Raw genomic sequence first — 6776 nt, 5'->3', positions numbered from 1 at the left:
TCAAGCAAGCCAACTTGTCGTCAAAATCGGTGTTGCAAAAACGGGAGTGACCATAGATTCCGTTTTCTGAGACGACCCCTTTCAGCACAATCGGAAAAAGAGAAGCGTGAGAACAGCCGGGTATTCACATTCAGAGAGACCGGATTTCTGAAAATTTATCCATGGTTCGTTTTTTATCGATACGTGCCTGCCGCCACGCCTGAAAGTCCGGGCGTGTTTCAGCCATCCTGACGACCTCGACAGAGAAAACCTTATATTTGCCCTGCTGCTGGGGCGAGCCAAGCCAGCGGCGAATGGCGGCGTCTGTCCACAGACAGGAGTTCTTAAGCCTGTAGACGGTGATCCATTTTTCTGACCATGCATCAAATCTCTGGCAACGCAGCTGATACCGTCGCTCTTCTTCCCGTCTTTTCCAGTCGCTGTCTGCAGCAAACTTTCGGTGACCAACAAAAATCCCCTGGACTTTGCCCATGTCCTGCCTCCCCCGGAATGTTGTCATTATCAACGGTATCAGGTCAGAGCCGTAACGGCCAGCAGTGCCAGGCAGAATACACCGGACGGCATCTTACCCGGAGAGGTGTCTACTGTATGCGACAAAGTGGTCAACCCCGGAGATGGCCATCTCCACAATTTCTGAATGTCAGCATGACCATCAGTGATAATACAGCAAACGTAAGACAACATACCTCCCGCCCTGCAAAGCATTTGCTCCGCAGCGCCACGCTCTGCGTGGGTCACGACTGTGCACATTATCGACATATTCTTTTTTTCTTTTTTTTTATTTTTTCTCTTTTTTTCACCCGCGCGGGGAGGGCGGCCTGGCACCGTAAAGGGCCTAAGGCCTAGAGGCATGTTGTCTTACGATTGGGTGCGGTTGTCGGCCACTCCCTTTTCGATGATTGTTTCGCCTGAACTCACGCTTTAACATCCATCGCTGGTGGCCCGCCGTCACGGCGAAATTTCTAACTGAGCGAGGTTTGTGTGAGCAACAGAGGCAGAGAAGACAGCGTTACCGATGTGTTTAAATCTCAGGTGCGGAATGCATGCCGTGAACACGGAATGAGTGATCTCATTGCCTCACTGAACGGCCGCGACCGGGATTTTAATGCCGATACCCTGTTCGGAGTATGCGACCGGTTCTTCCTGGTCGAGATGAAATCGTACAACCGTAATGTTCGTGATGAGGCCAAAAAACCTGCTGTCTGCCTTCTCTGCAATGGATTACAGAGAAACTCTCAGGTCCGTCGCTGGCACAAAGCATGTCACTTCATCATGTGGGGGCGTGTTGTTAAGGATTCGCTTGAAACCCGTTTCACCATCTACCAGGACAGTGTATGTCGGGATTCTGTCCTTCCGAACTGCAGTGGTCTCGGGGAGCCTCCTGAACCAACCATCTATCGGGGGGAAGACCTGGCAAGGGGAGCAGCTTTAGGTACAGCAGGCTTATCAAAACCAGATTTTTTCCATTACCTGTGGTGGCTGTTAAATGGCAGGGCTGTAGATGTAGACGAATTTAAAATCGCGCCCGGTAGCAGGTTAGGTTTCAGTTTGTTTGGTACATCGGATACAACTGGTTCGGTAATCAGTAAAACGTTCAGCACTTACGGTGAACTTGAAATGTGGGCTGACGAGGCATTAAGACGATTACTCAGCACCAGGAGATAACCATCTGAAGATATTGCGCCGGTGTGATCCACGTTTTTGCTGTCGGATACAGTAGACCTTATCCGTGCTTCAGCCAGCTCACGCGATTTAGCGTCAGATTCATTAAACCCGGGTCTGCGGTACCACCGGTTATTTTGCGTCTGATGCCACAACAGCGTCTCCTTTGGTCCTGGACATTATACCTGCTTCACCCTCCCCCCCATTTTCAGTCAGCATGATATCTGCAGACTGTACTTCTCTACCGGCGATGCGTGGTTTAAACATTTCTGCGATCCCCTGATTATTTTGGAGTTATCCACCGGATAGAATAATTAATTAAGATTAATGAGGTTTATACAAAGAACAACAAAGGATAAAAAAGATTAGCGATCGGCTTAGCCCTTTATTCATGCGGCTTTCAGGGGTTCTGTATCATCGCTGGCGGGTAGCTCATCAACGCTGGAGGGCAAATGCTCAACGCTGGAGGGTCAGTAATCAACGCTGGCGGGTTGTTTATCAACGCTGGCGGGTTGTAACTATCAACGCTAGCGGGTATTCTCCATAAGTATCCACAAGCGGGGCTTTTCTCACAATGAACAGTGAAAACAATCAATTACCGTTAATTATCACTGAAATGGAAAAAAGTACGGGCGAAGTTATACAGCTGATCCCCAACTCGAAACAAAGCATCCAACCTAAATCGCTTCTGCGACTGGGTGTATTTGTTCCGACCCTGAAAGATGGCTCTGATTCCATGTCCAGAGGACATCACATCGACGCCACCAGGGAGTTGTGCAGAATGTCCTCTCTCTCCGGAGAAGGTTACGAGAAGATCAGCATTTTCGGCCCGCGCCTTGATATGGATACTGATTTTAAGGTCTGGTTAGGGATTGTGGATTCACTGACCAATAAGTACCTGGAAAAGGACGGCACTGTACGAATGAATTTCATTGATTTTGCATGCAGCTGCGGACTGGCGACAAAGCGTGTCGACTCCCGGTTACGCAAGCGATTCAGTGACTCTCTGACGCGAATTCAGCATACGCATTTCCAGTTTATAAAGCCGTCTTCGGTTGAAGGCAAAAAAATCAAAATTGATATGAGTCTGGTCTCTACCTCTTACTATGATGAGGGAACCGATGAGGTCATCATCAGGCCAAACCCGGACCTGAACACCCTCTACCAGGTCGATGGTAAAACCAGGCTATACCTTAAAATTCTGAAAACCCTGGCACGAAAAGAGTCAGCACAGGCGCTGTACCTGTACCTTGTGGAGTTACCGGATAACTTCTATCGCATTGGCTTTGACCGACTAAGGGAACGGCTGCAACTCACTGCACACAAAGGCTCTCAGAATGCCACCATCAAACGGGCACTGGAGCAACTGGAAGAAGCTGGCTTCCTGAAGTATTCGATCGAGAAATCCCGTGGCGATTATGTGCTTGTCATTCTAAACAGAAATAAGAAAATAGCCTGACTACTCCCGCTCTTAGCTGGCTACCACATACATCCCTTCTTCTCGTGCCCCCCGCACAGATCTGATATCAGGTGGCAATCAGCCACCAGCGTTGATACCCGTGGGCGTTACAGGCCCCGTTTACCCGCCAGCGATGATATCTGTGGTCGCTTCAGGCCCGGTTTACCCGCCAGCGATGATACCCGTGGCCGCTTCAGGCCCCGTTTACCCACCAGCGATGATATCTGTGGTCGCTTCAGTACCCGCCAGCGTTGATACCCGTGGGCGTTACAGGCCCCGTTTACCCGCCAGCGATGATATCTGTGGTCGCTTCAGGCCCGGTTTACCCGCCAGCGATGATACCCGTGGCCGCTTCAGGCCCCGTTTACCCACCAGCGATGATACCCGTGGGCGTTACAGGCCTCGTTTACCCGCCAGCGGTGATACCCGTGGGCGTTACAGGCCCGGTTTACCCGCCAGCGATGATACCCGTGGCCGCTTCAGGCCCCGTTTACCCGCCAGCGATGATACCCGTGGGCGATGCAGAACCGGTTTACCCGCCAGCGGTGATACCCGTGGGCGTTACAGGCCCGGTTTACCCGCCAGCGATGATATCCGTGGCCGCTGCAGAGCCGGTTTACCCGCCAGCGATGATATCCGTGGCCGCTGCAGAGCCGGTTTACCCGTCAACGATGATATCTGCGGCCGATGCAGAACCGGTTTACCCGCCAGCGGTGATATCCATGGGTGTTACAGGCCCCGTTTACCCGCCAGCGGTGATACCCGTGGGCGTTACAGGCCCCGTTTACCCGCCAGCGGTGATACCCGTGGGCGTTACAGGCCCCATTTACCCGCCAGCGGTGATAACTTTAGGTTAAGTACTTGACAGAAAGGGGGGAAATGTCTGAGCGACCGTTTTACTTGTTCCGGTCATTGAGGAGAAACCAGTCATGAAAAGCCTGTTTGTCATCAAAGCCAGGCATGTTATGGATAGACATGTTCCAGTTGATTATTTTGACGATGAACCCTATGAATGCCAGTTCAGCATCATTCAGTTCACCATCACCTCTTTTACGTAAAAAAAAGTCGTACCAACGTTCGTAAGCCGGGACATTGATAGATTCTGAAGCCTCAAGCAGGCGTGGGATAAAATATACCAGCTCATCAAACGCTTTACTTCCTGGAGGTATATCGGCACGGCTTAAGCTACAGAGAAGGTTTATAGTGCACCTTAAATGATGCCACTGCAGAGACGGTGACGACGGTAATACATTCATGCTTATCGGCAATTCATGCGGGATCAGCGCAAGAAGCTGATTACCGCTGCTGGTGAACTCCCTCTTGTACTGGTGTAAGGCTTCAGGCTTAACCCTTTTCATCATTGGATGGTAGATCCATTTTTTCGCTTCCTCAGAAACGAAAAGTAACTTTTCTACCGCATCCATCAGCTTTATGCCTTCTCCCTTCTCCCGGTATGGAGCGACGATGCTTTCTATTCGAACCGCGTCTATCTCAACCAGCGCCAGCTGGCCGGTCTGGGCTAACAGGTCTGGATTTGGCTGGATGTCCTCAGCGGTATCATTGATGAAGATCCCGATAGTTGTGTCATTACACTGTCCGATAAGGTCAGCATTCAGCCCGCATACAATCCCACCAGCGGTGATGTTTTTCAGTGTGACAACACCTTTTTCCTTACCGTGCAAAAGGTGTGGAAGAGCCAGGAATTTTTTCTCCTGTATCTTCATCTGAATGTATTTTTTGAAATGTTGTAAGGTCAGTTCACTGCAAACGCCTTTAACATCCGTGGAGTGGCTGAAATGCCATTTTTTACTTTGTCCCTGTCTGGCTATCAGTGACGTGCCACAGATGAGGCAAATACAGTTGCACGAAAGACCATTTTCAACACTGGCAATATCAACAATTTGATTGGTGTCCTTATCAAAACCAAATGGGATCCACTTTCGTGCATTGCGTTTCATGTTGGCTCCTCGTTTTATGCAGATAAAATATTCTACATCAACTGGTTTACTCAAACCGGAGATAACATGATTAACTAAAGAATTATTTAAATATCATCAGGGATTAGACTCCATACAGAAGCAGGTATTTTGTCATATATTTTTTTCATATAAATTTCAGCTCTTCGGTGGTCATACGCACCATTCAGACTGGTAATTTCGTTTATTGCGCCGCCTTCATCATTTAATTTATCCAGGATACGTTCGAAAACTTTATCAAGGGTTTCTGTTGTGCTGCATTTTCTGAACTTCAGAAGATAAACTTCTCTGAGGTTGCTTTCAGCTTTAGGGCTTTTCAACAACGTTGCTCCAGGACATGTTTAGAACTCTCAATATGCTCGAAACAATAAATGAATCCCCACAGACTGGCAAGTCAGGTATTTATGGTTTTTTGTGATTGTTCCTGGCTTTGAACAAAAATACTGTTAGTATACTGTTTATAAAACCAGTACTGTTAAAAGACATGAGATCTTCCATGACAGATAAAACTAAGCTGATAGCCCTTTCTCGTCCCGATGACATGAGCGCACTGGATGCGCTTAAGCTGTTACGTTTCCGACGCTACAACACGGCAAGAAGCCAGTTAAGGACCACCCGTGTCTGGTCGTCATGGTGTGCCAAAAATGGCCTGACGCCCTTCCCTGTGACGGCTGTTGATGTTGAGCGTTATATCAACGGGCTGAATGGTTCCGTCAAAATGGCGACCATTTCTCATTTCATTGCGTGCCTTTCGAGTGTTAACGGGAGCCTCGGGTTCCCTGACTTCCGCAACGTTCTTATTAAGGCGCTTGTCCAGGTCTGGCGGGCGCGGGAAAATGAGAAAAAAGTGATTACCGGTCAGGCGCTCCCCTTTATGGTTGCAGACCTTAATATACTCCGTCGGGCCCTTCAGAAGAGCGACGACATCAGGGATATCCGCGATCTGGCTATGATCTGGGTTGGTTTTGAAACGCTGCTGCGCAACGTGGAAATCCGGAGGATTAAAACCGGTGACCTCAAATGGCAAAATGACAATGACTGTTACCTTCTGGATGTAATGCGGACCAAAACAAGCCTGTCGAGCAACCTGACGTTTCAACTTTCGCCACAGTGCAGCCGACACGTCAGGCGACTGATTGAAACGGTGGAGTATACGGATACAGAAACCTTCGGGAACCGTTACCTGTTTCAACCTGTCAACGTCCATACAAACCGGTATTTTCCGGCCACCAGCAGTAAGCTGTCCAGAGGCAAATCTATAGATAACATGCTCCTGAAGGCTGGCTTCAATCAGTCGTTGCTCACTCAGCTGCAGAAGGACTCACAGGTCACACGAGAGGATGTCGGTATTCTGTCCTCCAATTCACTGAACCAGGCATTTTCGCGCCTGTGGGATATAGCCGGTAAAGTGGGTGATAACCGGCAGTCTGGCCGGTACATTAAGTGGACAGGGCACAGTGTGCGAGTCGGGGGGGCTATTGAACTGTTCAGGGACGGATACACTCTGGAGAAAATTACGGAGATGGGGAACTGGTCTGATCCGAAAATGGTTTTCCGGTATATCAGGGCATACCTTGCCAGTGAAAAAGCCATGGTGAGCTTTATGCGCAATCATCTTGACGATATATAACCATAGCCCGGGGATGCCTGTAAACAGGTGTTAACGTGCTATGGGGTTA

General features: G+C 49.2%; 6 protein-coding genes. 3 read left to right on the top strand and 3 right to left on the bottom strand.

Annotated features, from left to right (window positions below; genetic code table 11):
• Positions 1 to 130: 130 nt before the first annotated feature.
• Positions 131 to 472 carry a hypothetical protein gene (locus L2I46_RS24385; RefSeq protein WP_014839931.1) on the bottom strand — a complete coding sequence of 114 codons (342 nt, stop codon included), beginning with the start codon at positions 470 to 472 and terminating at the stop codon, positions 131 to 133.
• 587 nt (positions 473 to 1059) lie between these two features.
• On the opposite strand from L2I46_RS24385, the gene L2I46_RS24380 reads away from it, so the two are divergent.
• Complete coding sequence (locus L2I46_RS24380; protein WP_017900953.1) at positions 1060 to 1665, top strand: hypothetical protein; 606 nt, start codon at positions 1060 to 1062, stop codon at positions 1663 to 1665.
• 571 nt (positions 1666 to 2236) lie between these two features.
• The gene (locus tag L2I46_RS24375) at positions 2237 to 3121 is read left to right on the top strand and encodes a RepB family plasmid replication initiator protein (RefSeq protein WP_014839932.1); all 885 of its coding nucleotides are present in this window, start codon (positions 2237 to 2239) and stop codon (positions 3119 to 3121) included.
• An 896-nt stretch (positions 3122 to 4017) separates the two neighbouring features.
• Here L2I46_RS24375 and L2I46_RS24370 read toward each other — a convergent pair.
• Both L2I46_RS24370 and L2I46_RS24365 read right to left on the bottom strand, forming a co-directional pair.
• Entirely contained in the window at positions 4018 to 5079 is a 1062-nt protein-coding gene (locus tag L2I46_RS24370; protein ID WP_049593898.1) for a hypothetical protein, read from the bottom strand.
• 86 nt (positions 5080 to 5165) lie between these two features.
• Complete coding sequence (locus L2I46_RS24365; RefSeq protein WP_017900677.1) at positions 5166 to 5420, bottom strand: Hha/YmoA family nucleoid-associated regulatory protein; 255 nt, start codon at positions 5418 to 5420, stop codon at positions 5166 to 5168.
• 173 nt (positions 5421 to 5593) lie between these two features.
• On the opposite strand from L2I46_RS24365, the gene L2I46_RS24360 reads away from it, so the two are divergent.
• Positions 5594 to 6727: a tyrosine-type recombinase/integrase gene (locus L2I46_RS24360; RefSeq protein WP_014839933.1), complete on the top strand. Its 1134-nt coding sequence runs from the start codon at positions 5594 to 5596 to the stop codon at positions 6725 to 6727.
• Positions 6728 to 6776 lie beyond the last annotated feature (49 nt).

The organism is Klebsiella sp. 2019SCSN059, from assembly GCF_021739525.1.
In the GTDB taxonomy this organism is placed as follows: Bacteria; Pseudomonadota; Gammaproteobacteria; order Enterobacterales; family Enterobacteriaceae; genus Klebsiella; species Klebsiella quasipneumoniae.
Note: the sequence above shows the minus strand (reverse complement) of the source record. Positions and strands in the feature narration are given on the sequence as shown.

Excerpts from the sequence above, each read along its gene's own strand:
- L2I46_RS24385 (WP_014839931.1), bottom strand. The coding sequence starts at position 472 with ATGGGCAAAGTCCAGGGGATTTTTGTTGGTCACCGAAAGTTTGCTGCA.
- L2I46_RS24380 (WP_017900953.1), top strand. The coding sequence starts at position 1,060 with ATGAGTGATCTCATTGCCTCACTGAACGGCCGCGACCGGGATTTTAAT.
- L2I46_RS24375 (WP_014839932.1), top strand. The coding sequence starts at position 2,237 with ATGAACAGTGAAAACAATCAATTACCGTTAATTATCACTGAAATGGAA.
- L2I46_RS24370 (WP_049593898.1), bottom strand. The coding sequence starts at position 5,079 with ATGAAACGCAATGCACGAAAGTGGATCCCATTTGGTTTTGATAAGGAC.
- L2I46_RS24360 (WP_014839933.1), top strand. The coding sequence starts at position 5,594 with ATGACAGATAAAACTAAGCTGATAGCCCTTTCTCGTCCCGATGACATG.